The sequence below is a fragment of the Acinetobacter sp. RIT698 genome, from assembly GCF_009668065.1.
Taxonomy (GTDB): domain Bacteria; phylum Pseudomonadota; class Gammaproteobacteria; order Pseudomonadales; family Moraxellaceae; genus Acinetobacter; species Acinetobacter guillouiae.
In genome coordinates, this window is sequence record NZ_WJYH01000012.1 from 53,660 (window position 1) to 79,628 (window position 25,969).

At 38.8% G+C, this 25,969-nt stretch carries 25 protein-coding genes; 18 read left to right on the top strand and 7 right to left on the bottom strand.

Annotation, left to right across the window (positions count from 1 at the left end; translation table 11 throughout):
• Window positions 1-256 precede the first annotated feature (256 nt).
• Both GJV03_RS07510 and argS read right to left on the bottom strand, forming a co-directional pair.
• Complete coding sequence (locus GJV03_RS07510; protein WP_004723450.1) at window positions 257-850, bottom strand: SPOR domain-containing protein; 594 nt, start codon at window positions 848-850, stop codon at window positions 257-259.
• A 145-nt stretch (window positions 851-995) separates the two neighbouring features.
• Window positions 996-2,786 (bottom strand): arginine--tRNA ligase, encoded by a 1,791-nt coding sequence (gene argS, locus GJV03_RS07515; protein ID WP_004823680.1) that lies wholly within the window; start codon window positions 2,784-2,786, stop codon window positions 996-998.
• A gap of 194 nt (window positions 2,787-2,980) precedes the next feature.
• Here argS and GJV03_RS07520 point away from each other — a divergent pair, with 194 nt between their 5' ends.
• Complete coding sequence (locus GJV03_RS07520; protein WP_004723448.1) at window positions 2,981-3,400, top strand: hypothetical protein; 420 nt, start codon at window positions 2,981-2,983, stop codon at window positions 3,398-3,400.
• 58 nt (window positions 3,401-3,458) lie between these two features.
• Entirely contained in the window at window positions 3,459-3,728 is a 270-nt protein-coding gene (locus GJV03_RS07525; protein WP_004723447.1) for a DUF2798 domain-containing protein, read from the top strand.
• 5 nt (window positions 3,729-3,733) lie between these two features.
• Here GJV03_RS07525 and GJV03_RS07530 read toward each other — a convergent pair whose 3' ends face one another.
• Window positions 3,734-4,330 carry a hypothetical protein gene (locus tag GJV03_RS07530; RefSeq protein WP_154129786.1) on the bottom strand — a complete coding sequence of 199 codons (597 nt, stop codon included), beginning with the start codon at window positions 4,328-4,330 and terminating at the stop codon, window positions 3,734-3,736.
• Window positions 4,331-4,654: 324 nt separating this feature from the next.
• On the opposite strand from GJV03_RS07530, the gene GJV03_RS07535 reads away from it, so the two are divergent.
• The 5 genes from GJV03_RS07535 (at window position 4,655) to GJV03_RS07555 (ending at window position 13,408) form a co-directional block, all read left to right on the top strand.
• On the top strand, window positions 4,655-6,352 hold the full coding sequence (locus GJV03_RS07535) for an NAD-dependent malic enzyme (protein WP_004723444.1): 1,698 nt from the start codon (window positions 4,655-4,657) through the stop codon (window positions 6,350-6,352).
• A 158-nt stretch (window positions 6,353-6,510) separates the two neighbouring features.
• The gene (locus GJV03_RS07540; RefSeq protein WP_154129787.1) at window positions 6,511-9,822 is read left to right on the top strand and encodes a type VI secretion system Vgr family protein; all 3,312 of its coding nucleotides are present in this window, start codon (window positions 6,511-6,513) and stop codon (window positions 9,820-9,822) included.
• Window positions 9,809-10,435, top strand: a complete 627-nt coding sequence (locus GJV03_RS07545) for a hypothetical protein (RefSeq protein ID WP_151956324.1) — start codon at window positions 9,809-9,811, stop codon at window positions 10,433-10,435. The genes GJV03_RS07540 and GJV03_RS07545 overlap by 14 nt, the downstream gene beginning before the upstream one ends.
• A gap of 4 nt (window positions 10,436-10,439) precedes the next feature.
• Window positions 10,440-12,794: a hypothetical protein gene (locus GJV03_RS07550; protein WP_154129788.1), complete on the top strand. Its 2,355-nt coding sequence runs from the start codon at window positions 10,440-10,442 to the stop codon at window positions 12,792-12,794.
• Window positions 12,791-13,408: a hypothetical protein gene (locus tag GJV03_RS07555; RefSeq protein ID WP_171501842.1), complete on the top strand. Its 618-nt coding sequence runs from the start codon at window positions 12,791-12,793 to the stop codon at window positions 13,406-13,408. The genes GJV03_RS07550 and GJV03_RS07555 overlap by 4 nt, the downstream gene beginning before the upstream one ends.
• 142 nt (window positions 13,409-13,550) lie before the next feature.
• Here GJV03_RS07555 and GJV03_RS07560 read toward each other — a convergent pair whose 3' ends face one another.
• Window positions 13,551-14,471, bottom strand: coding sequence for a Dyp-type peroxidase (locus GJV03_RS07560; RefSeq protein ID WP_154129789.1), 921 nt, complete (start codon window positions 14,469-14,471; stop codon window positions 13,551-13,553).
• Between the two features lie 162 nt (window positions 14,472-14,633).
• Between GJV03_RS07560 and GJV03_RS07565 the strand changes: the two genes are divergently transcribed.
• Both GJV03_RS07565 and GJV03_RS07570 read left to right on the top strand, forming a co-directional pair.
• Window positions 14,634-15,254 carry a LysE family transporter gene (locus tag GJV03_RS07565; protein ID WP_056518349.1) on the top strand — a complete coding sequence of 207 codons (621 nt, stop codon included), beginning with the start codon at window positions 14,634-14,636 and terminating at the stop codon, window positions 15,252-15,254.
• Window positions 15,255-15,326: 72 nt separating this feature from the next.
• The gene (locus GJV03_RS07570) at window positions 15,327-15,947 is read left to right on the top strand and encodes a LysE family translocator (protein WP_105714225.1); all 621 of its coding nucleotides are present in this window, start codon (window positions 15,327-15,329) and stop codon (window positions 15,945-15,947) included.
• Window positions 15,948-15,984: 37 nt separating this feature from the next.
• On the opposite strand, the gene znuB is transcribed toward GJV03_RS07570, so the two are convergent.
• From znuB to GJV03_RS07585, 3 genes are read right to left on the bottom strand one after another with little or no spacing between them, the layout of a single operon-like run.
• Window positions 15,985-16,785, bottom strand: a complete 801-nt coding sequence (gene znuB / locus GJV03_RS07575; RefSeq protein WP_056518353.1) for a zinc ABC transporter permease subunit ZnuB — start codon at window positions 16,783-16,785, stop codon at window positions 15,985-15,987.
• A 3-nt stretch (window positions 16,786-16,788) separates the two neighbouring features.
• Window positions 16,789-17,589 carry a zinc ABC transporter ATP-binding protein ZnuC gene (gene znuC, locus GJV03_RS07580; protein WP_096735359.1) on the bottom strand — a complete coding sequence of 267 codons (801 nt, stop codon included), beginning with the start codon at window positions 17,587-17,589 and terminating at the stop codon, window positions 16,789-16,791.
• On the bottom strand, window positions 17,562-18,059 hold the full coding sequence (locus tag GJV03_RS07585) for a transcriptional repressor (RefSeq protein ID WP_004723431.1): 498 nt from the start codon (window positions 18,057-18,059) through the stop codon (window positions 17,562-17,564). The genes znuC and GJV03_RS07585 overlap by 28 nt, the downstream gene beginning before the upstream one ends.
• Window positions 18,060-18,197: 138 nt before the next feature.
• On the opposite strand from GJV03_RS07585, the gene GJV03_RS07590 reads away from it, so the two are divergent.
• From GJV03_RS07590 to atpD, 9 genes are all read left to right on the top strand, one after another.
• On the top strand, window positions 18,198-19,040 hold the full coding sequence (locus GJV03_RS07590) for a zinc ABC transporter substrate-binding protein (protein ID WP_154129790.1): 843 nt from the start codon (window positions 18,198-18,200) through the stop codon (window positions 19,038-19,040).
• A gap of 171 nt (window positions 19,041-19,211) precedes the next feature.
• The gene (locus GJV03_RS07595; protein ID WP_004723429.1) at window positions 19,212-19,610 is read left to right on the top strand and encodes an ATP synthase subunit I; all 399 of its coding nucleotides are present in this window, start codon (window positions 19,212-19,214) and stop codon (window positions 19,608-19,610) included.
• Window positions 19,611-19,713: 103 nt separating this feature from the next.
• Window positions 19,714-20,589 carry a F0F1 ATP synthase subunit A gene (gene atpB / locus GJV03_RS07600; RefSeq protein WP_004723427.1) on the top strand — a complete coding sequence of 292 codons (876 nt, stop codon included), beginning with the start codon at window positions 19,714-19,716 and terminating at the stop codon, window positions 20,587-20,589.
• 83 nt (window positions 20,590-20,672) lie between these two features.
• Window positions 20,673-20,918 carry a F0F1 ATP synthase subunit C gene (atpE, locus tag GJV03_RS07605; protein ID WP_000424060.1) on the top strand — a complete coding sequence of 82 codons (246 nt, stop codon included), beginning with the start codon at window positions 20,673-20,675 and terminating at the stop codon, window positions 20,916-20,918.
• A 39-nt stretch (window positions 20,919-20,957) separates the two neighbouring features.
• The gene (locus GJV03_RS07610) at window positions 20,958-21,428 is read left to right on the top strand and encodes a F0F1 ATP synthase subunit B (RefSeq protein WP_004723424.1); all 471 of its coding nucleotides are present in this window, start codon (window positions 20,958-20,960) and stop codon (window positions 21,426-21,428) included.
• A gap of 11 nt (window positions 21,429-21,439) precedes the next feature.
• The gene (locus GJV03_RS07615; protein ID WP_004823704.1) at window positions 21,440-21,976 is read left to right on the top strand and encodes a F0F1 ATP synthase subunit delta; all 537 of its coding nucleotides are present in this window, start codon (window positions 21,440-21,442) and stop codon (window positions 21,974-21,976) included.
• A gap of 60 nt (window positions 21,977-22,036) precedes the next feature.
• Window positions 22,037-23,581 carry a F0F1 ATP synthase subunit alpha gene (atpA, locus tag GJV03_RS07620; RefSeq protein WP_004723422.1) on the top strand — a complete coding sequence of 515 codons (1,545 nt, stop codon included), beginning with the start codon at window positions 22,037-22,039 and terminating at the stop codon, window positions 23,579-23,581.
• A gap of 88 nt (window positions 23,582-23,669) precedes the next feature.
• Complete coding sequence (gene atpG, locus GJV03_RS07625) at window positions 23,670-24,539, top strand: F0F1 ATP synthase subunit gamma (protein WP_004723421.1); 870 nt, start codon at window positions 23,670-23,672, stop codon at window positions 24,537-24,539.
• Window positions 24,540-24,565: 26 nt separating this feature from the next.
• Window positions 24,566-25,960 (top strand): F0F1 ATP synthase subunit beta, encoded by a 1,395-nt coding sequence (gene atpD / locus GJV03_RS07630; protein ID WP_004723420.1) that lies wholly within the window; start codon window positions 24,566-24,568, stop codon window positions 25,958-25,960.
• Window positions 25,961-25,969: the final 9 nt, after the last annotated feature.

Below are 25,969 nucleotides of genomic sequence, written 5' to 3' on the forward strand. Positions count from 1 at the left end.
CAGGACAGCAAATCAAAAGTATTGGTGACTTTTGATATCTCGGCAACGACATGGGTAATGTATTGCGGAAAATAGATTACTCTAATTTTGATCAATTTGGGTAAATTTTTATCGAATTATATTTCTTTTGAGTGAAAAATATTCAATTTGTCCACATATCTAAGCAAGGTTAAAAAAACGATTTTGAAGAATAAAACAGGATGCCAAAGCATCCTGTTTTAACGATTGATTGATCAGGTCATGCCTGAAAATTGGATCAGCGTTTAACCACGATAGAGTCAATACCGCTATGTTGTAAGGTTTGTTGGGCAATCACTGCTGCATTTTGTGATTCATAAGGGCCTGAAATCACACGATACCAAGTTTTTCCAGCTTCTGTGCTTTGAACCACATCGGCAGATAAACCATTTAAGATAATTTCAGCACGACGTGCATCAGCAGCATCAGGATCATCATAACTACGAACTTGTAGAATATATTCGGGTTGAACAGGTGTTGTACGTTCAGCATTTACACCGACATCCACATTTTCAGATTGAGAAGGCGCTTCAACAATTACTGGTTGTTGTTGATTTCTGCTTTCAGGAACAGCTTGTTCAGGAATAGGGGTAACCTGTTGTTGAGGTAACAGATCATAAAAACGATAGTCTTTGTTGGTATCTTCTTGATAATGCTCAGACGTGATTTCGTTTTTGGGTTGGACGGGCGCCCACGGTTTCCAGAGCATCAGTGCGACACCAAAACTTAACACGATTAAAATGACGACAAGCATCCCTAACCATTTAGGAATCAATGGTTGCTTAGGTTTGGTTGGCCTTTCTGAAACACCGCGTTGCGTTTTTCCAAACACGTGGAACCCTCTTATTATGTATTGCTTAGATCGTGTTCAAGCATAGTTTTGCTTGAACACGATGTAAAGTAATGATTTATTACACACTTCAATGCTTACGTTGAGCCAGACCTTGGTCTTGGGAACATGTAAAGCAATTCTTGACTTACATACTTTCAGGTGCAGATACACCCAATAATTCAAGACCATTATGTAAGACTTGTTTGATATTTGCTGAAAGCAATAAACGGGCTTGAGTTAATTCCGCATCATCACCCAATACTTTATTCTCGTTGTACCAACCATGGAATAAAGCAGCAAGTTCTTTCAAATAATTACCAACTTGATGTGGTTCATAATTATTTGCAGCGCGAATAAGGACTTCAGGATAAGCCGCGAGTTTCGCTAAAATTTCAGTTTCAGCATCAAGTTCTAATTTTGCAGCAAATTGACGTGCATTTTCAGTATCAAATTGAATGTTTGTTGTTGCTGCTTTTTCTAACATACGGCAAATACGAGCATGTGCATATTGAATATAATACACAGCATTGTCTTTGCTTTGAGATACTGCTAAATCTAAATCGAAATCAATGTGCTGTTCAGATTTACGCATTACATAATAAAAACGTGCTGCATCATTGCCGACTTCTTTACGAAGATCGCGTAATGTCACGAATTGACCTGAACGAGATGACATTTGTACCATCTCACCACCACGCCATAAGCTGACGAACTGCACTAAAAGTACCGTCAATTTAGATGAGTCATAGCCCATCGCGTCAATTGCAGCTTTAACACGTGCAATATAGCCATGGTGGTCTGAACCCCAAATATCAACAAGGTCAGTAAAGCCACGTTGTAATTTATTTAAATGATAGGCAATGTCAGAGGCAAAGTACGTGGTTTGGCCATTACGACGTTTGACTACACGGTCTTTTTCATCACCAAATTCAGTTGATTTAAACCAAATGTTGCCATCTTTTTCATAAAGAAAACCACGTTGGTCTAATGTTTGTAAGGCTTCATCAATTTTTTCAGCCAAAGATGCTTCACTAAACCAGTGATTAAACGTTACGCCAAACTCACCAAGGTCATCTTTAATGTCATCTAAAATGGCATGTAAAGCTGCTTGATGGAATACACGATAACCTTCACCCACTAAAGCTTGTGAGTTGTGAATTAAGCCATCAATGTGCTTTTCTTTATCGCCTGAAATAACCACTTTATTGCCATCGGCATCAAGCTCTTCAGCATATTGCACATCTTCAGGAACATCTTTGTAAACATCAGCCACACTACGTACATAAGCATCAGCATGTTTGTCGATGATACCTTGGGCGATTTCTTTAACGTAATCCCCTTGATAAGCATTTTTAGGGAAAACTAAAGTTTGGCCGCTTAATTCTAAATAACGTAAATAAGTTGATGTGGCGAGGATGTCCATTTGACGGCCAGCATCATTGACATAATATTCACGTTCAACTTTGGCACCTGTTGCTTCAAGTAAGTTTGCAACAGTCATACCATATGCAGCACCACGACCATGACCTACATGCAGGCTAGAGGTTGGGTTGGCAGAAACGAATTCAACCTGAATTTTCTTGGCTGCATTTGCTTGGGTTTTACCAAATTGTTCTTTTTGGGCTTGGATTTGATCCAGCACAGTAAAGCGTTGATCGGCATTTAAAAAGAAGTTGATAAAACCCGGACCTGCAATTTCAGCTTTGGCAATATCGACTACTTCGGGTAAATTTGCCAAAATTTTCTCTGCAAGATCACGTGGTTTCATACCAGCAACTTTAGCGCCCATCATGGCAATGTTTGATGCGAAATCACCGTGGCTTCGGTCTTTAGTTCGCGTTAAAACACTCGTGTTTTTCCAGTCAGATGGAAGAGTCCCTTCAGCTTGTAGGGATTGCACTGCATGATCAAGAGCTGCTTGTATGGCCGTATTCATAATCTATAGAGAAATAAATGTCGCAGAAAAACGCTAAATATAGCAAATTTTGCGCCTTTTAGGTGAATGCATTTGTATAGAATAAAACTTATTCGATAAGAAAAATGTCGGTATGCTCAATTTCACTGTGTATTGGCGTTTAGATTTCAAATGGACTTGACGGATTACACTGCTTTAATCACAGGATAAAAAATATGTTTGTGAGTTTTCTAGATCAAATCGATCATGAGATTATAGAAAAAGAACAAGTTATACACTTGTTTGCGAAGATTCAGGCCACAGACTTGGAATATTCAAATTCAGGTTATCTTGCGCTAGATATGCCAAAACAAGGTCAGATCATTTTATTGTTTTGGTGGATAGATACGACTCACTTGATTTTGCGTTACGATAAAAATATCCCTACTGCCCAACAAGGCGAGTCGTGGCTGTCTTGCAATGAAGATCTGAACTTAGCGTTATTTGATGTTGGTGATGACACCTGGCTCCCTTTAAATTCAATTATTTCACTCGATGATGCAATCAATGTGATATCTGAGCTCTATGATCAGCCTTTAAATTTGTCCAATCAAATCAAATGGCAAAATGTGGCCGATGTTATGTGGAAGGATTAATTGTTTCAGGTCTATTAAAAGAATAAAATGTGTCCTGTTGGTAAATTTAGAGCGATATATGTCAAATACTCCTCCCACAATTATTGGCAATATCCCAAAACTCCCTGCAAAATTTGCAGCATGGATTATGCCGTTGTTCTTATCTTGTTTAATGAGTGGCATGGTGTCATTGATTAATATGTTGATCAATGTGGGTTTGATTAACGGATTTTGGGTCAAATGGCTTGCTGCATGGATGGTATCATGGGCTGTGGCATATCCTGTGGTTTTGATTGTTTTACCCTTAGTACGACGTTTAACCGCCGTATTTGTGGATATGCCTAAATAATGGATCTACTCTTTACATGTGACAGGCTTGCTGAGTAACTCAGCATGGCCATTTGTAAAGGTATAAAGTTTGGAATTGTTAAAGATTTTAATCACTTTGGCTTTACTCAGTGCCGTTTTAAATGTCGGCATTTTTTTCGCATTGACTAAGTCAAATGGATTGCCATAGTTTTTATTGTCGATTAAGAATTGAACCTGACCGGTTTGCGCATCATGTGCTTTAAGCAGCTCTTTACCATCTTTATCTTCAATCGCAAAACCAGACTTCTGCGAAGGAATCTTACAATTCAAACGCAAATATAGGACGTTTCCATCACTGGATTTGTTTTGTAAGGTGTAAATACCTTGAAGATCATTTTCAATATAGACCCATTGTCCAGTGGGCATATTGATCTTCATTTGTTCTAGTTTTTCGAGGGTGGCTTTACTGACATCAACCACACCTTGCTGATCAACTTCTGGAACTTTGGCTTCGCCTAAGCCCACCATGCTTTTGACTTTTTCAGTGGTTTTAGAAACACCAGAAGAGACTTTTTTTGCAGTTTGGCAGCCAGTACATGCAATGACTGTGCTAAGAAGGAGTAGAGAGATCTTTGTGTTCATTGTTATTGGTTTAGCTTCATCGTATTTTAAACAAAATAAATCTAAACAGAAAAAAAATCAATGATTGGTCAAAATTGCGTACAAATATGCAGTTTTAATGGCGTGATCATGGCTCATTATTTTAGGGCAAAATATGAAATTAGATAAAAACCAGAATTTGATCAGTAAAACTGAGAATAATTTATCATTCTGTAAAATACTTTGAATATCATTATCACGTATCTAAATACCCATTTAGTCAAAAATAGGCTTAAGCTTGTATCAGACCAAAGTCGTAGCTTAGCAAAAGATAGAAGCAGGCAGTCTGCTTCAATGAGAATGGAAATGCCAACGGAAACCCTGAAAAAATATCCTCTATATATTCATTATGCAGGTAATGCCTTATTAGAGCTGCCTTTATTAAATAAAGGTTCAGCCTTCACAGAAGAAGAACGAACTCAATTTAACTTACACGGTTTAATTCCTCATGTGATCGAAAGTATCGAGGAACAAAGTCAACGTTCATACCAACAGTTCTGTTCTTTCAGTGAAGCGATCAATAAGCATATTTATTTACGAAATATTCAAGACACCAATGAAACACTTTTTTACCACCTGATTGAAAACCACTTAAGTGAGATGATGCCGATTATCTATACACCGACAGTGGGTGAAGCATGTCAGCGTTTCTCCGATATTTATCGCCGTCATCGTGGAGTATTTCTTTCCTATCCTGACCGTAAATACATTGATGAAATCATTCACAACGTAAACCGTAAAAATGTCAAAGTGATTGTGATCACAGATGGTGAGCGTATTCTTGGTTTAGGCGACCAAGGTATTGGCGGTATGGGCATTCCAATTGGAAAACTGTCTCTTTACACTGCATGTGGTGGTATTAGTCCAGCCTATACATTGCCGATTACCATAGATGTGGGAACCAATAATCAACAATTATTGAATGACCCGATTTATATGGGATGGTCGCAACCTCGTGTCAGTGGGGATGAATACTATGAATTTGTCGATGAAGTGATTGCAGCGGTTAAACGTCGTTGGCCAAAAGCATTGATTCAATTCGAAGATTTTGCGCAAAAAAATGCCATGCCTTTACTTGAAAAATACCGTGATAAGATTTGTTGTTTTAATGACGATATTCAAGGGACAGCGGCAGTTTGTGTCGGTACTTTAATTGCTGCGAGTAGAGCCGCAGGTAAACAGCTCAAAGATCAGAAAATTACCTTCTTAGGGGCTGGTTCAGCAGGTTGTGGTATTGCAGAACAAATTATTGCACAGATGGTTGCTGAAGGGCTGACGGATGCTGAAGCGCGTGCCAAAGTATTTATGGTAGATCGTTTTGGTTTAATCACTGAAAATCAGCCAAACTTATTAGATTTCCAACGTAAGCTTGCGCAGAAACCTGAAGATGTTGCACATTGGGGTAATGCTGAGGAAATCATTTCACTGCTTGATGTTGTGAAAAATGCCAAACCAACCGTATTGATTGGGGTATCGGGTCAACCGGGTTTATTTACAGAAGAAATCATTAAAACGCTGGCTGAAAACTGTGAATATCCGATTGTATTGCCTTTATCCAACCCAACTTCACGAGTTGAAGCCGTGCCAGCTGATATTATTCAATGGACAGATGGTAAAGCATTGATTGCGACAGGCAGCCCATTTACCCCTGTGAATTATCATGGTGAAACTTATCAGATTTCACAGTGCAATAACTCTTATATCTTCCCTGGTATTGGTTTGGGTGTGGTAGCAGTTCAAGCAACCCGTGTTACAGACAATATGCTGATGGCTTCAAGTTCAGCTTTGGCTGATTGTTCACCGAAGTTGCAAGATATCCACGCAGATTTATTGCCTGATTTAAATGAATTACAGCAAGTATCTAAAATTATCGCATTTAAAGTTGCCAAAGCTGCTATTCAAGATGGTGTAGCGCCGATGATCAGTGATGAGCAATTGCTAGAAAGTATTGAACAGAACTTCTGGAAACCAGAATATCGTGATTATAAACGTGTTCCGTTTTAACTTTTATTGATAGGTAATGAAGATAAAAAGGGAAATTACTAGATAATTTCCCTTTTTTTAAAAGAAATATTGATTAAAAAATATAACAATTTATCGGTGTCTTTTTTTGAATTTTTAATTAAAATAAGGACACTTGTAATTAAATATCAATAACTAAAATGCTGAAAAATATTACGACCTTACTTGAAAGCTTTGGCTTGGGACTACAAACACGAGCGATCCACGTTCAATTCTCAAATCAAGCCTTAAACAGCAGTGTATTCTTGCAATGCATTCAGGGGCAACAACAGATTAATCAGGGCTTAAAGGCAGAATTACTCTGCCTTTCAACCAATGCGCATATTGCTTTAAAACAATTTATCGGGTGTCAGGTTGCAGTTGATCAAGTCACCGATTTTGGTGAATTGTACCGAACCACTGGAATTGTGACAGGGGCAAGCCAAGGGCAGAGTGATGGGGCCTTAAGTGTTTATAAATTAACGCTTGAAGATGCAACCAGTCTTTGGCATAAGCGTCGTAATAGCCGCGTTTTTATGAACAAAAGTGTTCTGGAAATATCGGAAATCTTATTTAAAGAGTGGCAAGCGAAAAGTGCCTTATTTTCTGCCAGTCTAAGTCTGGACAGTACTGGTTTAAAAAAACAATACGATATCCGTCCTTTTGTAATGCAAGCCAATGAAACGGATTATGAGTTTTTAACTCGCTTGTGGCGTAGTGAAGGTATTAACTGGTTAGTTGATGAATCTGTACGGATTGTGCCTATTTCGGCAACGCAGATTCAGGCACAGAAATTACGTCTCATTGATGACAATACCCAATATGAGGCAATGCCTAGACGAAGTATTCGTTTCCATCGCAGTCATGCAACAGAACGCTTTGACACGATCACCAGCCTCATCGCCCAGCGTTCAATTCAATCAACAGCAATACAAGTACAACGTTGGCAAGCGGATAGCCTTTTACAAGATCAGGGCGATAGCCAGTTAAGTAATCACCAACATAGTGATCAACAAGATAATGAAACTTTAAGTTTAGAGCAGGCTTGGACAATTAGCCCAGCTTGGACCAGTGATCTCAATGGCGAAGACCAAACCACAGTTTCCAGTTCAGCCCAAGTTGATAAATTAAATACCCAACTAACACAATACCAAGAATTACAGTCCAAATATTTTACCGCAACCAGTTCAGTGCGCGATGCGCAAGTTGGCTATTGGTTTGAATTAAGAGAACACCCTGAAATTGATCAACATGATGGTTCGGATCGTGAGTTCTTAATCTTAGGTAAGACTTTTTACAATCAAAATAATTTACCCAAAGAGTTACAAGATCAGTTATCCAAGCTGCTCAACTTAAACTATTGGAATCATTTAATAAAAGACCAACGCCAAGCCAATGAGTTGTCCTTGGTACGCCGTAGAATTCCGATCGTTCCTGAGTATAACCCTTTAGTGCATAGACCTTCTGCATTTCCACAACGTGCCAAAGTGGTTGGCCCGCAAGGCGAAACGATTTATGTCGATCAATGGGGGCGAATCAAAGTTCGTTTCCTCTTTACCCGTACCGATGACAATAGTCATGATGGTGGTGCAGGCTCGAATGACAATGATACAGACTCAGCTTGGGTTGATGTATTAACCTCTTGGGCAGGAGAAGGTTATGGCACAAGATTCCACCCACGAATTGGTGAAATCGTAGTGATTGATTTCTTTGATGGCAATGTCGACCGTCCATTTGTGATGGGACGTTTACATGAAGCAGAACGTCATCAAACCATGTTTGATATCAAAGGCCAGTTGCCTGATACCAAAAAACTAAGCGGTATTCGCTCATCGGAAGTGGGTGGATCAGGTTTTAACCAGCTACGATTTGATGACACCACAGGCCAAATCAGCACACAGCTACAAAGTAGTCATGCAGCGACACAACTTAATCTCGGGAACTTAAGTCACCCGAAAGATAAGGAAACCAGCAATGGGCGTGGCGAAGGTTTTGAGTTAAGAACCGATGCTTATGGTGCCATGCGTGCAGGCAAAGGCATGCTTATCACGACGTATGCCCAAGAAAATGCGATTGCAGACCACTTAGAAGCAGCACAAGCGCAGTCCTTGTTAAATCAAGGTGCAGAAAGTATGAAAGTGCTGAGTGAAATAGCAGTCAAACAACAAACGGATGCCTTGAATGTTGTCAATCGTTTGCCGAAACTGATTAATTCTTTAGAACTAAAAGGTGCAAATCAGGCTTTACAGGCAACCGTGGGTTTATTTAAAAATGCTGTGGGTAGTGATCCAATTTCAGCACTGAAAAACAGTGGTGATTTTATTGAGGACATCCAGAAATTTGGTAAAGATACCAAGAATATTGTAGATGAATTTAAAGACTTTTTTAATGATTCCAAAGAGTCGATTGAGAACTTAAAGAGTTTTATTGAAAATATTGAAGAACATGGTTCGGATGTTTTAAAAGGAAAATTAACCAGTTTAAAGGACAAGTTTGATTCAGAACCGTTATCCGCTTTAAAAGACGTGGGTAAGGTAATTGCCAATGTTGAAATTAAGGATTTTGATTTAACCAGTGTTTGTGGAACTTTTAATAAAGGCAGTAAATTGGATGTGAATCCGATGCAGGCTTTAGGCTCCTTACAGGGCTTTATGGAGAGTTATACAAAAGACTTAGAAAATAGTGGTGATAGTGCCAAACAAGAGCAAGGTAAGATTTTTCGTCAGGCATTGATGTTACTGGCTTCACCCAATGGGATTGCATTGACAACCCCCGAAGACATTGTCTTACAAGCTTCACAAGATATTGCTGAAAGTGCCCAAGGCTCAATTAATTTGAGTGCACAGAAGAATATTGTCGGTCATGCACAGGATAAGATCAGTTTGTTTGCAGCACAGAAAGGTTTAAGTGCTTTTGCTGCTAAGGGCCCAATTAAAGTACAGGCGCAAGATGATTTGATTGAAATCATTGCCAAGAAAGTGATTAAACTGATCGCGACTGAAGATAAGATCGAACTGACCAGTTCTAAAGAAATTGACTTAAAAGCAGGTGGGACTCAGCTGGTGGTTAATGGTAGTGGTGTCTTTATTAAAACTGGTGGAAAGTTTGAGGTTAAGTCGGGACAACAGTTGTTTACCAGTGGGGCAACAGTGAATGCTGAATTGCCGAAAATGCCCGAGAGTGGGATGTATAGTATGAGATTTGATCTGAGTCAAATATTTGATACTAATATATTGAAGAATATGAAATATAAATTAATCAACCATTCAAAGAAAATTGAAGCAGAATATGAGTTTGAGCAAGAAAGTAGTGCACGTGTTTACAGTGATTCTGCAGATAATGTAGAACTTGCTTTAGTACCAGGAGCTTATTTGACAGAAATTAAAGAATTAATTTCTGAACAAGAAATAGAGTCTTTGGATGAAGAAGAAATTACTGGATGTGGTTGTGGAGAAGAGCATGAACATGATTGAAATTTTGCAAATGAAGATAATACATTTTTTTCTATTTCATATTAAAAATTTAATCATTCTAGTTCTTACATTTTGTGGAGCTATTATTGGTTCAAATATCTATGCAAAAGATATATTTAATGTTGAATTGAAATGTAAAGGTCATGATCAAGAGTATTGTGATATTGTAAAAAACTCTGATAATAAAACCAATTTTATCTTAAAAAATATGAGATACCCTCAGGTTGATAAAGTAAATGAAAATATTTTTCATGCTTATGGTAGTTGTGGTTCACCATGTCAATATCACTTTTTCATAAGTAAAATGCAAGAAGACCAAACTAAAGAGTTTATTGCTTTAGATAAAAAAAATAACTGTTTAATTGAAAGTGATTCTAAAAATAATGTTATATATGCTAGAAAATTATTTAATAAAAATAAAAAAACAATAGTTAATTTGAAAAATAAAGAATTTAATAATGTTCCAGTAGATGTTGCTGTATATAACTCTTTTCAAGAAAAATCGTATTTTGATGATAAAGGACAATTACATTTGGTAGCAATGTTGGCGGATGTAGATAAAAATGGTGATAGTTTATATTTTAACAAAATAATTAAGAAAACTTGTGAGTAATAAAATGAATTATAGCGAAGACTTTAAAATATTTGTTGCAACTATTAATGGTGAAGCTGAAAATTGCGGTGAAACTTCATGGAAAGTTATTGCACATACAATCAGAAATAGAATTGGTTTTGCAAACTGGAAATCATGGAGTAATATCATACAAATCGTTACGAAAACAGGATACGATGCGTACACTCAAAAAAATCCACCCTATAAAAGAGCAAAAAAAGCTTTGGATTCTGGTGATATTTCACCTAAATTAATGAGTTTGATTAGAGCAGTAGAACCAATATTTAATGGAACAGAGCCTGATTTTACAGGTGGAGTTGTATATTATTATAGCCCTAAGGCTCAAGCAGAATTGCATAAATCTGATCCATCTAATTATCCTTCTTTAGTCCCTCCTTTTGTGGTGAGTAAATCTAATCCTACTCAACAAGTTCAAATACCAGGGACCGAAAAAGATGATATGCGTTGGTATAAGGTAATAACCTCAATATTTGATGTTTCATTTGTTGATAATGCTGGAAATCCACTAGCTGGCGCAACAGTTGATGTAGTATATAATGATAAAAAACCAGTGCCATTATTCAAGGATTTGATTACAGACCAAAAGGGCAGGATAAAAAAGCTTAAGGTTTGTAACTATATGGGTGCTAGATTTAAGGTTAATGGTGTTTTGGTAAAAGATAAGAATAATAAAGAAATATCTTTGTTGGGAGATGGTAGAAATTATGCTTCAGTTATTGTGGTAAATAACGGAAAAGGGGGAGTTAAATCAAAAACAGATATACATAATCAAACACCATCTCCAATAGTTCAACAACCATCAAGTACGACAAATACTCAAAATAATGAAAAAAAAGTAGATCAAGAGCAAATGAATGGTAATACATCAGATGTTAAGTTTGATATTAAAATAGTAGATAGTGAAAATAAAGTACTACCCAATTTTTCATATTTTTTAAAATATAAAGGAAGTGATAAAAAGCATTCAGTTGGAACAGATGGCATTGAAAAAAATATAATTGCTACTTCAGGGGAAAAAATTTCTGTTGAAATAAGTGGGAAGGACACTCGTCAAGTTCTTAAATCTTTTACTGTTTCACAAGGAGTGAAAGAGCAAGTAGTAAAAATAGATTTACATTCGTTTGATATTATTTTTTATCATAATAATAGTTCAAAGAAGCCTATAAGTAGTTTAAATTTGGTACAGACTTATAGAGGGCAAACTAAAACTAAAGTTACCAATAGTAATGGTAAAATTACAGTTAAGGCGATGCCTGGGTTTGAATTAAATTATAAATTAAGAGATGGTACTAATATTGGTGCTGTAAAAGTAGATAAGAATAAAACACAAAGGGAAATTTATATTGAACAAGGTGTTATTGAATCAGCATCTAAAAAGTTAAAAACAGATGTGAGTGAAAATACTCCACAAAAAAGTAATACAACTCAATCTATACCAGTCCCTAAACAACAGTCAGGTATAGATCAAACACCTAAAAGAGATCAAAAACAATCAACGAGTGGTGATGGTCATCCAAAAACTTTAGTTAATGATAATGGTGAAGCTGAATTTACAGTGTATACATATGATCAAAAAACTAATCAATTATTTAGTGGTGGTAATTATTCGATTGAATATAAAGGTAAGAAAAAGGGGCATTCAAGTGGCATGAATGGTCTAGGGAAAAAAATACATAAAGGGGAAATTGGTCAAAAGATAAAAATTACAGCTACTAGTGCTGGAAAGGAGTTTGTTGTTTTTGATGGGGAAATTAGCAGAGGAATGAAAGCTTTTGAGCTGAAATTAGATAGACCTGCTATCCCGAGTGTATCCGATGTAACAATTAGTTTTAACGGTGTTAAGGAGCAAGCAAGACAAGTTATCGTAAGCCAGAAAACGAAAAATGTGTTAGCTTATCTAGCTAAAGAAGCAAATATGAATAGACTTTTTATTACAAGTACAATAAGGAGCCCAAGAGCTCAAGCAGAAGCAATGTATATTAAAGCAACGAGATATGCTGGACCTGGAGAGGCTGTAAAACAAGTTAAAGCAGACTGTATTGCTAAGGGGCTTGGAAAAGAGGCGACTATCCAAAAAATGGTTGAAAAAATTGTTGAGTTCCAAAATAAAGGGCAGAGAGTTTCGAAACATTGTGTTTCGGAAGAGCAATATAGAAAAAATAATATTATTGATTTAGGCATGAACAGTAATGGTTTTGGAACAGGAAATACTTTGAATAGTGTAGGGAAAAGGTTTAAAGCTGCTTGTGAGAAAGCTTTAAGTGATGGAATTATTTCCGGTTTTATTTCAGCAGATGTGCCAGGAGAAGGTGCTATGCATATAGAGATTACTCAATGATGAATAGATTGTTTTTTTTATTTGTAATAATTTTGATGTTTGCATGTACAACTGAAGCTAATCCGCCTAAGCCAAGTAATACTGAACTATACTATTCATATCGAATCTGTGAAAAATCTGGAAAATGTCAGAATTTAACACCGACAAAAAAGATAAATAATTATCTATTTAAAAAACTTGAACCAGCTCATGATGAGTTTTATATAAAAGAGAGTAATGGAGACTTTTATTTATACTATAAAAATATTTATAGTGAAGATGTTCAAGTTGGATGGGCTAAAGCTAAAGTCGATAGAAATGATAACAGTGAGCTAAGTTTAAATTTTGATAAAATTAACCTGACTCTGGGTGGGATTGATTTTATAAAGAATGGCTATGCGAGCAAGCAAGCTGAATCCAGAAATTCTAAACTAGGATTGTATTATTTAAATGATAATTATGAAGGTGCTCCATATTATCAGAAGCAAAAAATAGTTTTTAAGAAGACAGCAGGGAATTTATTTTTGGAATGTGACAGCTATATGGCTAACCCTTCAGTAAAAGAAGGTTTCTATGGGATTTTCTATGGAGTATGTTCTGAAGGTAAAAAGGTATATTTTAAGAAGATAAGTTAATTACTTTTAATTTTTTATTAAAGCTCATTTAAAAGCGAGAATCTTTAAAGTACTTTCTATCTAATTAAAAATACGATAAACGTAAAAAATTTTATTTTCATGAACAAGTAGCTTCATAAAGCTGCTTGTTCATGAGTATTTATCAATCTTCCAAAATCTCTTCCAACACTTCTTCATTCGGCGCAAAGAAATAAGCACCATCGATAGGTGTTACAAAGTGCAGCAAACGGTCATGAATCCCATCGCCTTGAGTACCAAACATATTGACTAGCATACGATCAATACGGGTTAAGTCTTTGGTATAGGCAATAAAAAATAGACCTTGCTCACCTTGACCATCACCATAAGGAAGGGAATGGCGTAGGATTTCTAATTCTTCACCTTCATTATCTTCAATGACAACACGAGCAATATGGGCATTTTCAGGTTTGTGTTCATCGTCCATCTCAATACTTTCTAATTTAGAACGACCAATCACATTTTCCTGTGCATCAACTTTTAAACGTTTCCACTTTTCAAGTTCATGTACATAACGTTGTGCAAAAATAAAAGAACCATCTTCAAAAATACCTGAATCTTCACCTAATAACGCAGTCTCCGCACGATCATCAGGGAATTGAGGATTTTCAGTACCATCAATAAAACCAGTCAGGTCACGACCATCAAGATAACGGAAGCATACCCGTTCATCCAGAACCTCAACTTGATTTTGGATGCCATCAAAAAAGGATTGGCTAAGCGCAAAGCAAATATCTGTACGTGCAGACGCAATATGAATCAGAACATCAGCAGGAACCACTGGCATCTCAAATGCGCCTTGAATCGGTTCTAACTGCTTAAACCCTTCAGGAGTTGTGTGATAAAGTTTTGCCCAAAGTTCAGGACCAAAAGCAATAGATGTTTTAATTTCAGCATCAGGGTGTTGGGTAATTAAACGATCACGTGTACTTAACAACGCATTGAGTTGCTTTTTTAAGCCATCAATAGACAGATTTTTTAAATTTAAAACAATGAAACGAGCATGATTAGAAGGTAAAGGTAGAATTACAGATTGGGCTGTCATATGGTGATGGCTCCTCAATTTTTATTTATCAATCCCCTTATTGTGCATGATCAAGCAACAGCTGAATAGTAAAGTCTTATACTTTTTACCAATTAAATTAATCGAAATGTATCGTTTTAAAACCGCTATAATAGCGTGTTAAAAGTTTTCTATCCTTTTGTTATGTCGTATCAAGTCTGGTTTGCTTATATGTTGGCGTGCTGGGTGATCAGTATTTCACCTGGTGCGGGTGCGATCGCATCTATGTCGAGCGGTCTAAATTATGGTTTTCGCCGTGGTTATTGGAATGCAATCGGTTTACAACTGGCGTTGTTGGTTCAAATTGCGATTGTCGCAGCAGGGGTTGGGGTATTGTTTGCAACCACACCACTGGCGTTTTTCGTAGTGAAATGGTTTGGGGTTTTATATTTATTATATTTAGCCTACATACAATGGACAACGAAAACACAGTCGATAGATATCCCAACTGAGCAACCGACAAAATCTATTCCCAAGCTGATCTTATATGGCTTTATTGTCAATATCAGTAATCCAAAAGCCATCGTCTTTTTACTTGCTGTTTTGCCACAGTTTCTAGACTTGTCTAAACCACAATGGATTCAGTATGTGATTATGGCAGCGACCATGATCACGATTGATTTGATAGTCATGGCTGGTTATACGGGATTGGCAGCCAAAGTGTTAAGACTATTAAAATCACCAAAACAACAAAAATATATGAACCGTACCTTTGCTGTCTTGTTTAGTTGTGCTGCTGGCTTATTAAGCCTGGTTCACCAATAACAACATAGGCGATTAACTGAGTCATATATTAGAGATTTGACCCTATAAATAAGCCATTGTTTCGAGGTTACTTTGAATTATTTAGAATTTTATCTGTATGCCATTAGTGTGATTATCATGATTGCAACGCCTGGTCCAGTCATGATCTTGGTTGCAAGTGCAGGTTTAAAAGGTGGCTACCGACAGTCTTTACTGACCATTATTGGGACAAATTTGGCTTCTTTGGTACTTATCACAGCCTCTATTTTAATTTTAAAAGGCATGTTTAGTGTCAATGAAACCCTTTTCTTGATCATTAAAGTTTTAGGATGTCTTTATATTGCCTATCTAGGTTATGGAATTCTAAAAGAAGTATTATCCCAGCAGGAGCATCAACTCAATACGATGTTGTCGCCTGTGGATGGTGGTCTCAGCAAAGGCTTTTTAGTGGGTATCTCAAATCCTAAAGATATCATTTTCTTTTCATCATTTTTTCCGCAGTTTATTCATATTCATGCTGATATAAATACCAGTCTAGTCATCTTAGTCGTGACATGGATTATTTTAGATTTTCTCACGTTATCTTTGGTCTATCTGTCGTTTAATAAGCTTTCTAAAAGTCAAATTTATCCAAAAATATTAGGGCTTTGCGGATTAATTCTGATTGTCATTGCTGTATATGGTTTATATGTTTCGTTAAAAAGCATAGTTTAAATATTGAGTGCGGCTAAAGATGGAAATGATTGATTCATCAAGCCATCTTTCTTACTTTCATTACACAGAAAATCACAGCAAACAGCAAAGACATGGTTAATACGATGCTCAGACCTGTAGAGATGTTCAGAGCTGCACTTGACCATAACCCCACAGTCACACCAATTTGAGCAATCACAAATGCCCCAATCACCATTTGTTTCGGTGAGTGCGAAATAAGACGTGAAGCCAGTGCTGGAATAACCAATAACGCACCCATCAATAACGAACCAACGGCACGTAAAGCGAGTACGGTGAATAAAGCCAATAACAACATAAAAATTAAGCGCTGCCATTTGGCGTTTACGCCTTCACTTACCGCAATATCTGGATCAATCGCAATTTGAATTTGTGCTTGCCAGTAACGGTAGAGGACAGCTAAAGCAACAATAATCACAGTTGCAAAAATCGGTAGGTCTGACCACTCAATTGTTAATAAATCGCCAAATAAATAACTTAATAACTCAGGACGTAATGCGGGTAAATGTTGAATTAACAATAGACCTGAACAGAGTAAGGTCGCAGCACATAATGCAAGTAAGGCGTCATTGGGTAAACGAGGGTCATGTAAAACCCAAAGTACAGCCACCAAGAGTATCGCAGTAAAGGTAACACCGACCCAAAGCGGTAAAGTTAAAACAGCAGCTAACGCAACACCCAGCAAGGTACCATGCGCCATCGTGTCAGCAAAAAAAGACATTCTGCGCCATAGCATCAAACAACCTAGTGGCGCTGTTAGAAACACTAAAAGTGTTCCCATAATCCATGCAGGTAACAGTAATTCTAACCATTCCATCATGGTTTAAGCTTCCGGTTCTGGGTGAATGTGTGGATGTGGGCCATGTTCACAAGTTTTGGCGGAGTCACCATGTGCACAATGGTCATGATGGTGTTGATAAAAAGCGTGGTATTTTCCAAATGTGTCGCCAAACAAAGCCTGATACTCTGGATGCTGCTGAATACTGTCAGGTAAACCACTACAGCAAATGTGCTTATTTAAACAGACAACTCGCTGAGTGCCTTGCATTACCCATTGTAAATCATGAGACACAATTAAAATGGCGCAACCATAACGTTGTGGCAGGCTACGCACATATTCATACAGTTCAGCTTCAGATTGGATATCTAAACCTTGCATAGGTTCATCTAAAACCAAAATATCGGGTTGGCGTAATAAAGCACGCGCCAATAAAACCCGCTGACGTTCACCACCTGAAAGTTGTTGTACTTTGGCGTACTCTAATTTGGCAATACCTGTATCTCGAATGATTTCAGCTTTAATGGCCTTATCACATTTCTCAAGATTCAGTAGATCTTTAACTCTTAAAGGCAGACTATGAGAGGGATTAAATTTTTGTGGTACATATGCCAGTTTAATTTTTTTTGAGCTGATAATTTTGCCCGCATTGGGTTTTAAAATACCCAATAATACTTTGATCAGGGTTGATTTGCCTGCGCCATTGGGACCAATAAGCGTGACAATTTCTTTTTCTTGTAATGAAAAATCTATATTTTTTAGAATGTCACGATCATCAATTCGGACATTAATTTGTTGCAGTTGAACGAGAGGGGAGTTTACGCTTTGTTCGAGCACTGCTGACATATTCCTGAAATCTCAATAATACTGTGATGTGCATTGAAGTGATCTGACGCTGCTAAGTGGTTTAATTCTTGAATTAAACCTTTTGCTGAAGCTTCTTTCACTGTATGACATTCAGTGCAAATTAAAAATGCGGCTTGATGTCCTTCACGTGGGTGACAACAAGGGATATAAGCATTAATAGAGGTTAAACGATGAATAAAACCTTTTTCTAAGAGAAAATCTAAGGTTCTATACACAGTAGGTGGTGCAGCTGGACGTTCTGCAGCACCTTTCATCTTGGCTAAAAGATCATAAGCACCTACAGGACCTGAGGCATTCAAAATTAATTCAAGTACTTCTTTACGCAAAGGGGTAAGGCGGGCACCTGAGGTTGCACAAAGGCTTTCTGCTTCTGATAAACGAGCTTCTACATTGAGATGATCGTGTACACCATGCAAAGTATCATGCTGCTCGTGTGAACATAAGCTCATATCAGACCTCAAAACTTGTTATTTGAATGGAAGAGAATCGCAAATATTAACATGAAGCTCTATCAACTTACGAATGGCGTAGGTATTTTTTAACTTCTGTTATACTATAACATAAATTTTTTTTGGTAATACACTCCCATGAATCGCATTATCGCCTTTTGCTTATGTGCATTATTTATTAGTGTCACTTGGGCTCAAGCGCCTTTAGTGGTATCAACTCATCCTATTTATTTGATTGCAAAAGAAATAACTGAAGGCATAGAAGAGCCTGTTTTGCTTTTGGGAAATCAAACGGGGCATGATGTGCAACTTACACCAGATAATCGCAAAACGATTATAGACGCTTCATTGGTGATTTGGCTGGGAAAAGAACATGAAGCACCTTTGGAAAAGGTTCTAGGTGAGAATACAAAGGCGATTTCAATACTCAATTCAGGTATTATTCAAGCACTTCCTTTAAGAAGTCCAAAAGGTGTTGCACTGAAAGATACGATTGATACACATGTTTGGTTAGATCCAAACAATGCTGTGCGTATTGGTTTCTTTATTGCCGCCTTACGTTCACAACAGCATCCAGAAAATAAAGCAGCCTATTGGAATAATGCGAAGAAGTTTGCCAGTGAAATGCTGCGCGTTTCACAGAAAAGTATCAGCGCTGGTAGCGCACGTCCATACTGGGCTTATCATGATGCTTACCAATACTTAGAGCGCTCATTAAACTTAAAATTTGCAGGTGCGATGACAGATGATCCGCATGTTGCGCCGACCGTGACTCAAATCAAGTTTTTAAATGACACGCGACCTTACAAAAAAATGTGCTTGCTGGCAGAAGGCAGCGCAAGCCCAAGTCAGTACCGAAAATTGGGTGAAATTTCATTTCAAGCGGTAGACGAAACTTTGGCTAAACAACAAGATTTTGTGGTTGCATGGCAGACTTTGGCTCAACAAACACAAGCTTGCGTACTTAATGCACGGAAATGATGCAAAAATTAATCAACAATTGTTCATATGCAAAGCAACCTGTATATCGAAAAAAACACGACTAAGGTCGGGAAAAGATTGCATGTTCAGGGGTGTAACTCTATAATGCCTGCGATTAAAAACGATCATCAGCTAAACTTGTCAAGCATTTATGCTGTGAGTGGATAAAAAATGAGCCAAACTAGTCGCTTGATTGACCGACGATTAGCAAAAGCTTTGGTCTATTTGCAAGCGTTTATGATTCCTGTTTCAGCCTTGGTAGCGTGGGTCTTGAAAGACTCGACTGCGGCTCTGAGTGCAGCGTTAGGTGCACTGATATGTTGGCTTGCCAGTTGTTATTTTTCTTGGCAGTCGTTTCGAGCAGCAGGGGCGCGTGCTTCAAAACAGGTTCTTTCGAACATGTATAGAGGCTTAATGGGCAAATTTGCAATTGTGATCGTTGGTTTCATTTTAATTTTATGCAATGTCAAACCGTTATCTCCGGTGGCATTGTTTTGTGGTTTTATTCTCGTTCAAGCGATGTCGTGGATTGCACCTTTTTGGGTAGCACGGCAACAAAAACGAGTATAAGCGCAGCAGAAATTGAAAATTTTTTTGGGGATTAACGAGATATCATGCAGCACGCGATATTCGTTAACTCTATTTATTATTTGACATTGACCAGGTGTGATTTATGGCTGCTGAAGAACATGCCCTGACTTCGACCGAGTATATCAAGCATCACTTGACCAATATGACCTATGGCAAAATGCCAGATGGTACTTGGAAATTGGCTGAAAGTGGTGCAGAAGCTCAACAGATGGGGTTCACTGCTATCCACTTGGATTCAATGGGTTGGTCAATTGGCCTTGGTGTGATTTTCTGTTTGATATTCTGGTGCGTAGCGAAAGCTGCAAACTCTGGTGTTCCTACCAAGTTCCAGTCTGCAATCGAAATGATTATCGAGTTTGTTGACTCAAGTGTTCGTGATACGTTTCATGGTAAATCACGTTTAATTGCGCCTTTAGCCTTGACCATTTTCGTGTGGATTTTCCTCATGAATGCGATGGACTTAATTCCTGTTGACTGGATTCCGTATACAGCTCAATTGATTGGTGCAAACGTATTTGGTATGGACCCTCACCACGTTTACTTCAAGGTTGTTCCATCTACAGACCCTAACATTACCCTTGGTATGTCTTTGTCTGTATTTGCGTTGATCTTGTTCTATAGTATTCGTGAAAAAGGCATCGGCGGTTTCGTTGGTGAATTGGCACTTAACCCATTTAATCCAAGTAACCCAGTTGCAAAAGCGTTATTGATTCCAGTGAACTTAATTCTAGAATTAGTAACATTCCTTGCACGTCCAATTTCATTGGCACTCCGATTATTCGGTAACATGTATGCGGGTGAGTTAATCTTCATTCTTATCGCGTTGTTACCTTTCTGGATCCAGTGGGCGTTGTCTGTGCCTTGGGCTATCTTCCACATTCTTGTTATTACATTGCAAGCCTTCATTTTCATGATGCTAACAATCGTATACTTGAGCATGGCAAGCGAAAAACATTAATGGTATTGCCTAACTGTCATCCGGTGGTTAGGTATAATTTTTTTACTTTAATTTGGTATAAACCTAACCTCTGAGGAATTATTATGGAACTCACTTTAGGTCTAGTTGCAATTGCATCTGCTATCTTGATCGCTTTTGGTGCTTTAGGTACTGCGATTGGTTTTGGTCTTTTAGGCGGCCGTTTCCTTGAAGCTGTTGCTCGTCAACCAGAATTGGCTCCACAACTTCAAACTCGTATGTTCTTAATCGCAGGTCTTCTTGATGCTGTGCCTATGATCGGTGTTGGTATTGGCTTGTTCTTCATCTTCGCTAATCCATTTGTAGGTTAATCAGCTTAATTCCGAAATTCACTATTTGAGGAATTTGCAATGAATATCAACCTCACATTGTTTGGCCAAGCGATTGCATTTGCGATATTTGTCGCATTCTGCATGAAGTTTGTATGGCCACCACTAATCAATGCGATTAGTGAGCGTCAGCGTAAAATCGCTGATGGCTTAAATGCTGCAGAGAAAGCGAAAGCTGATCTTGCTGATGCACAAGCACAAGTTAAGCAAGAAATTGATGCGGCGAAAGCACAAGCGGCTCAATTGATCGAACAAGCGAACCGTCGTGCGGCACAATTGGTCGAAGAAGCGCGTACTCAAGCATCTGCTGAAGGTGAGCGTATTCGTCAACAAGCGAAAGATGCTGTTGACCAAGACATCAATTCTGCTCGTGAAGAATTACGTCAACAAGTTGCTGCTCTTGCAGTTGCTGGTGCAGAGAAAATTCTGAACCAACAAGTTGACGCAGAAGCTCATAATGCCATGCTGAATCAGCTGGCTGCTAAACTTTAAGAGAGGCGAATATGGCTGAATTCTTGACGTTGGCACGCCCATACGCTAAAGCAGCATTTGCTTATGCATCTGAGCAAAATGCAACTGACGCTTGGTCAAATGCATTACAACTGCTCAGTGCTGCGGTGCAAGATGAAGCATTCTCCGCTTATTTAAATCGCCCTGAGTTGACACCTGCAGAGCAGGTTGATCTTTTTGCGAAAGTTTTAGGTAATGAACAAACTGCGGCTGTGTCAAACTTTTTGACACTTCTTGCAGACAATGGCCGTTTAGCATTGTTACCTGAAATTGACACAGAATTTGAGCAACTCAAATCGCAAAATAACAACACTGTAGACGTTGTGATTGAATCCGCTTTTCCATTGGATTCAGTACAAGAACAGAAGTTGGCTCATGCGTTAGAAAAACGCTTGAACAGCGCTGTGAAAGTTACAGTTGAAGTAAATCCAGCATTGATTGCTGGTGTTGTTATTCGTGCAGGCGACCAAGTGATAGATGATTCTGCGCTTAGCAAGCTTGAAAAAATGCGGACTCGTCTTCTAGCGTAATTGTTAAAAATAACTACGTCTAAAGAAGACTGAACTTTAAAAAGATTGAGGTATAGCGCAATGCAACAACTGAATCCATCCGAGATCAGTGCGCTCATTAAACAGCGTATCGGCGATCTGGACACCAGCGCGACCGCTAAGAACGAAGGGACCATTGTTATGGTTTCCGACGGTATTGTGCGTATTCACGGCCTTGCTGATGCAATGTACGGTGAAATGATCGAATTCGACGGCGGCTTATTTGGTATGGCACTGAACCTAGAACAGGATTCAGTGGGTGCCGTTGTCTTAGGTAACTACTTAAGCCTTCAAGAAGGTCAAAAAGCTCGTTGCACAGGTCGTGTATTAGAAGTTCCGGTTGGTCCAGAACTTTTAGGCCGTGTAGTAGATGCTTTGGGTAACCCGATTGATGGTAAAGGCCCTATTGATGCAAAACTTACTGATGCTGTTGAAAAAGTAGCACCAGGTGTAATTTGGCGTCAATCAGTGGATCAACCTGTACAAACTGGTTATAAATCAGTAGATACAATGATCCCTGTTGGTCGTGGTCAGCGTGAGTTGATCATCGGTGACCGTCAAACTGGTAAAACAGCAATGGCGATCGATGCGATCATTGCTCAAAAACAATCAGGCATTAAGTGTGTATACGTTGCGATTGGTCAAAAACAATCAACAATTGCAAACGTAGTACGTAAGCTTGAAGAAACTGGCGCTATGGCGTACACAACTGTTGTAGCAGCTGCTGCAGCTGATCCTGCAGCAATGCAGTATCTTGCTCCATATGCTGGTTGTACAATGGGCGAGTACTTCCGTGACCGCGGTGAAGACGCACTTATCATTTATGATGACTTGTCTAAACAAGCTGTTGCTTACCGTCAAATTTCATTGCTTCTTCGTCGTCCACCAGGTCGTGAAGCTTACCCAGGTGACGTGTTCTATCTTCATTCACGTCTACTTGAACGTGCTTCTCGTGTATCTGCTGACTATGTTGAGAAATTCACTAATGGTGAAGTTAAAGGCCAAACTGGTTCATTAACTGCATTGCCAATTATTGAAACTCAAGCGGGTGACGTATCTGCATTCGTACCGACAAACGTAATTTCGATTACTGATGGTCAGATCTTCTTAGAAACATCATTATTCAACGCAGGTATTCGTCCTGCTGTGAACGCGGGTATCTCTGTATCGCGTGTTGGTGGTTCTGCTCAAACGAAGATCATCAAAAAATTGTCTGGTGGTATCCGTACTGCTTTGGCGCAATACCGTGAATTGGCAGCATTTGCTCAGTTCGCTTCTGACCTTGATGAAGCAACTCGAAAGCAACTTGAACATGGTCAACGTGTAACTGAATTAATGAAGCAAAAACAATATGCTCCATATTCAATTGCTGACCAAGCTGTTTCAATTTATGCATCTAACGAAGGCTATATGGCTGACGTTGAAGTGAAGAAAATCGTAGACTTTGATACTGCGTTAATCTCTTACTTCCGTTCAGAACATGCTGCGTTAATGCAAAACATCGATGAAACTGGTAACTACGACAAAGACATCGAAGCTGCAATCAAAGCAGGTATTGAAAGCTTTAAAGCGACTCAAACTTACTAATTTCAATGTATGTTGTTGTTAGTTATGGTTTGGTTCACGGATCAACCTTCGGAAGCTCGAAAGGGCTTTCGAATACTAGGTTAAGCGTATGGCAAATTTAAAAGAAATTCGCGCCAAAGTAGCTAGTATCAAGAGCACGCAAAAGATTACTCGCGCGATGCAAATGGTAGCAGCTTCTAAGATGCGTCGTGCGCAAGAGCGCATGGCTCAGGGCCGTCCGTATGCCGAAAATATGCACCGTGTAATTGCTCATTTGGTCCAAGCGAATCCTGAATACAAACATCGCTATATGGTTGAACGCCCTGTAAAACGCGTTGGCTATATCATTGTTTCTTCAGATCGTGGTCTTGCTGGTGGTTTGAACATTAACTTGTTCAAAAAAGTGGTAAAACACGTACAACAGCAACAAGAGCAGTCAATTGAAGTTCAATTTGCTTTGATTGGTCAAAAAGCGGTTTCGTTTTTTAAAAACTACGGCGGTAAAGTACTTGGCGCAACTACGCAAGTAGGTGATGCTCCAAGTCTTGAACAGTTAACTGGTTCTGTACAGGTGATGTTAGATGCATTTGATAAAGGCGAGTTAGATCGTATTTATCTTGTGTCAAACGGCTTTGTCAATGCCATGACTCAAAACCAAAAAATCGAACAACTTGTTCCATTGGCTGCGGCTGATACGGACGAGGATCTTAACCGTCAATATGGTTGGGATTATCTATATGAACCAGAAGCTGAAGAGCTTTTAAATGGTTTATTGGTTCGTTACATTGAGTCTATGGTTTATCAAGGTGTGATTGAAAACATCGCATGTGAGCAGTCTGCTCGTATGGTTGCAATGAAAGCTGCAACTGACAACGCAGGTGATCTTATCAAGAGCCTACAACTCATTTATAACAAGCTGCGTCAAGCCGCGATTACTCAGGAAATTTCTGAGATCGTTGGTGGTGCCGCTGCCGTTTAACATTATTTTGAATTGAGGAGACAGCAATGAGTAGCGGTCGTATCATTCAGATCATCGGCGCGGTTATCGACGTCGAGTTTGAACGCAATAGCGTTCCTAAGATCTATGACGCTCTCCAAGTTGACGGTACTGAAACTACTTTAGAAGTTCAGCAACAACTTGGTGATGGTGTAGTTCGTACCATCGCAATGGGATCTACAGAAGGTCTTAAACGTGGTCTAAACGTATCTAATACTGGTGCACCTATTTCTGTGCCTGTAGGTACTGCATGTTTAGGTCGTATCATGGACGTTCTTGGTCGCCCAATCGACGAAGCTGGTCCAGTTGCGACTGAAGCGCGTTTGCCGATTCACCGTCAAGCACCTTCTTATGCTGAACAAGCTGCTTCTACTGACCTTTTAGAAACTGGTATTAAAGTCATTGACTTACTTTGCCCGTTTGCTAAAGGTGGTAAAGTTGGTTTATTCGGTGGTGCCGGTGTTGGTAAAACTGTAAACATGATGGAATTGATCAACAACATCGCGAAAGCTCACTCAGGTTTATCTGTGTTTGCTGGTGTTGGTGAGCGTACTCGTGAAGGTAATGACTTCTACCACGAGATGAAAGATTCTAACGTTCTTGACAAAGTAGCAATGGTCTACGGTCAGATGAATGAGCCACCGGGTAACCGTTTACGCGTAGCGTTAACTGGTTTGACCATGGCTGAATACTTCCGTGATGAGAAAGATGAAAACGGTAAAGGCCGTGACGTATTGTTGTTCGTTGACAACATTTACCGTTACACATTGGCTGGTACTGAAGTATCTGCTCTTTTAGGTCGTATGCCATCTGCAGTAGGTTACCAACCGACGCTTGCAGAAGAGATGGGTGTTCTTCAAGAACGTATTACATCGACTAAGTCTGGTTCGATTACATCTATCCAAGCGGTATATGTACCTGCCGATGACTTAACAGATCCATCGCCTGCAACTACATTTGCTCACTTAGATGCAACTGTAGTATTGAGCCGTGACATCGCATCTTCTGGTATTTACCCAGCGATCGATCCACTTGACTCTACTTCACGTCAGTTAGATCCACTTGTTGTTGGTGCTGAGCATTATGAAATTGCACGTTCTGTACAGAACGTATTGCAACGTTATAAAGAGCTTAAAGACATCATCGCAATCTTGGGTATGGACGAGTTAGCAGAAGAAGATAAGTTGATTGTTTACCGTGCGCGTAAAATCCAACGTTTCTTCTCTCAACCGTTCCACGTAGCTGAAGTGTTTACTGGTGCTCCTGGTAAACTTGTACCACTTAAAGAAACAATTCGTGGCTTTAAAGGTCTTCTAGCTGGTGAATACGATCACATCCCAGAACAAGCGTTCTATATGGTTGGTGGTATTGACGAAGTGATCGCTAAAGCCGAGAAGCTTTAATTAGCAACT

Bases quoted from the DNA above. Each gene is read 5' to 3' on its own strand.
- argS (WP_004823680.1), bottom strand. From the start codon at position 2,786: ATGAATACGGCCATACAAGCAGCTCTTGATCATGCAGTGCAATCCCTA.
- GJV03_RS07520 (WP_004723448.1), top strand. From the start codon at position 2,981: ATGTTTGTGAGTTTTCTAGATCAAATCGATCATGAGATTATAGAAAAA.
- GJV03_RS07525 (WP_004723447.1), top strand. From the start codon at position 3,459: ATGTCAAATACTCCTCCCACAATTATTGGCAATATCCCAAAACTCCCT.
- GJV03_RS07530 (WP_154129786.1), bottom strand. From the start codon at position 4,330: ATGAACACAAAGATCTCTCTACTCCTTCTTAGCACAGTCATTGCATGT.
- GJV03_RS07535 (WP_004723444.1), top strand. From the start codon at position 4,655: ATGCCAACGGAAACCCTGAAAAAATATCCTCTATATATTCATTATGCA.
- GJV03_RS07540 (WP_154129787.1), top strand. From the start codon at position 6,511: ATGCTGAAAAATATTACGACCTTACTTGAAAGCTTTGGCTTGGGACTA.
- GJV03_RS07545 (WP_151956324.1), top strand. From the start codon at position 9,809: ATGAACATGATTGAAATTTTGCAAATGAAGATAATACATTTTTTTCTA.
- GJV03_RS07550 (WP_154129788.1), top strand. From the start codon at position 10,440: ATGAATTATAGCGAAGACTTTAAAATATTTGTTGCAACTATTAATGGT.
- GJV03_RS07555 (WP_171501842.1), top strand. From the start codon at position 12,791: ATGATGAATAGATTGTTTTTTTTATTTGTAATAATTTTGATGTTTGCA.
- GJV03_RS07560 (WP_154129789.1), bottom strand. From the start codon at position 14,471: ATGACAGCCCAATCTGTAATTCTACCTTTACCTTCTAATCATGCTCGT.
- GJV03_RS07565 (WP_056518349.1), top strand. From the start codon at position 14,634: ATGTCGTATCAAGTCTGGTTTGCTTATATGTTGGCGTGCTGGGTGATC.
- znuB (WP_056518353.1), bottom strand. From the start codon at position 16,785: ATGATGGAATGGTTAGAATTACTGTTACCTGCATGGATTATGGGAACA.
- znuC (WP_096735359.1), bottom strand. From the start codon at position 17,589: ATGTCAGCAGTGCTCGAACAAAGCGTAAACTCCCCTCTCGTTCAACTG.
- GJV03_RS07585 (WP_004723431.1), bottom strand. From the start codon at position 18,059: ATGAGCTTATGTTCACACGAGCAGCATGATACTTTGCATGGTGTACAC.
- GJV03_RS07590 (WP_154129790.1), top strand. From the start codon at position 18,198: ATGAATCGCATTATCGCCTTTTGCTTATGTGCATTATTTATTAGTGTC.
- GJV03_RS07595 (WP_004723429.1), top strand. From the start codon at position 19,212: ATGAGCCAAACTAGTCGCTTGATTGACCGACGATTAGCAAAAGCTTTG.
- atpB (WP_004723427.1), top strand. From the start codon at position 19,714: ATGGCTGCTGAAGAACATGCCCTGACTTCGACCGAGTATATCAAGCAT.
- atpE (WP_000424060.1), top strand. From the start codon at position 20,673: ATGGAACTCACTTTAGGTCTAGTTGCAATTGCATCTGCTATCTTGATC.
- GJV03_RS07610 (WP_004723424.1), top strand. From the start codon at position 20,958: ATGAATATCAACCTCACATTGTTTGGCCAAGCGATTGCATTTGCGATA.
- GJV03_RS07615 (WP_004823704.1), top strand. From the start codon at position 21,440: ATGGCTGAATTCTTGACGTTGGCACGCCCATACGCTAAAGCAGCATTT.
- atpA (WP_004723422.1), top strand. From the start codon at position 22,037: ATGCAACAACTGAATCCATCCGAGATCAGTGCGCTCATTAAACAGCGT.
- atpG (WP_004723421.1), top strand. From the start codon at position 23,670: ATGGCAAATTTAAAAGAAATTCGCGCCAAAGTAGCTAGTATCAAGAGC.
- atpD (WP_004723420.1), top strand. From the start codon at position 24,566: ATGAGTAGCGGTCGTATCATTCAGATCATCGGCGCGGTTATCGACGTC.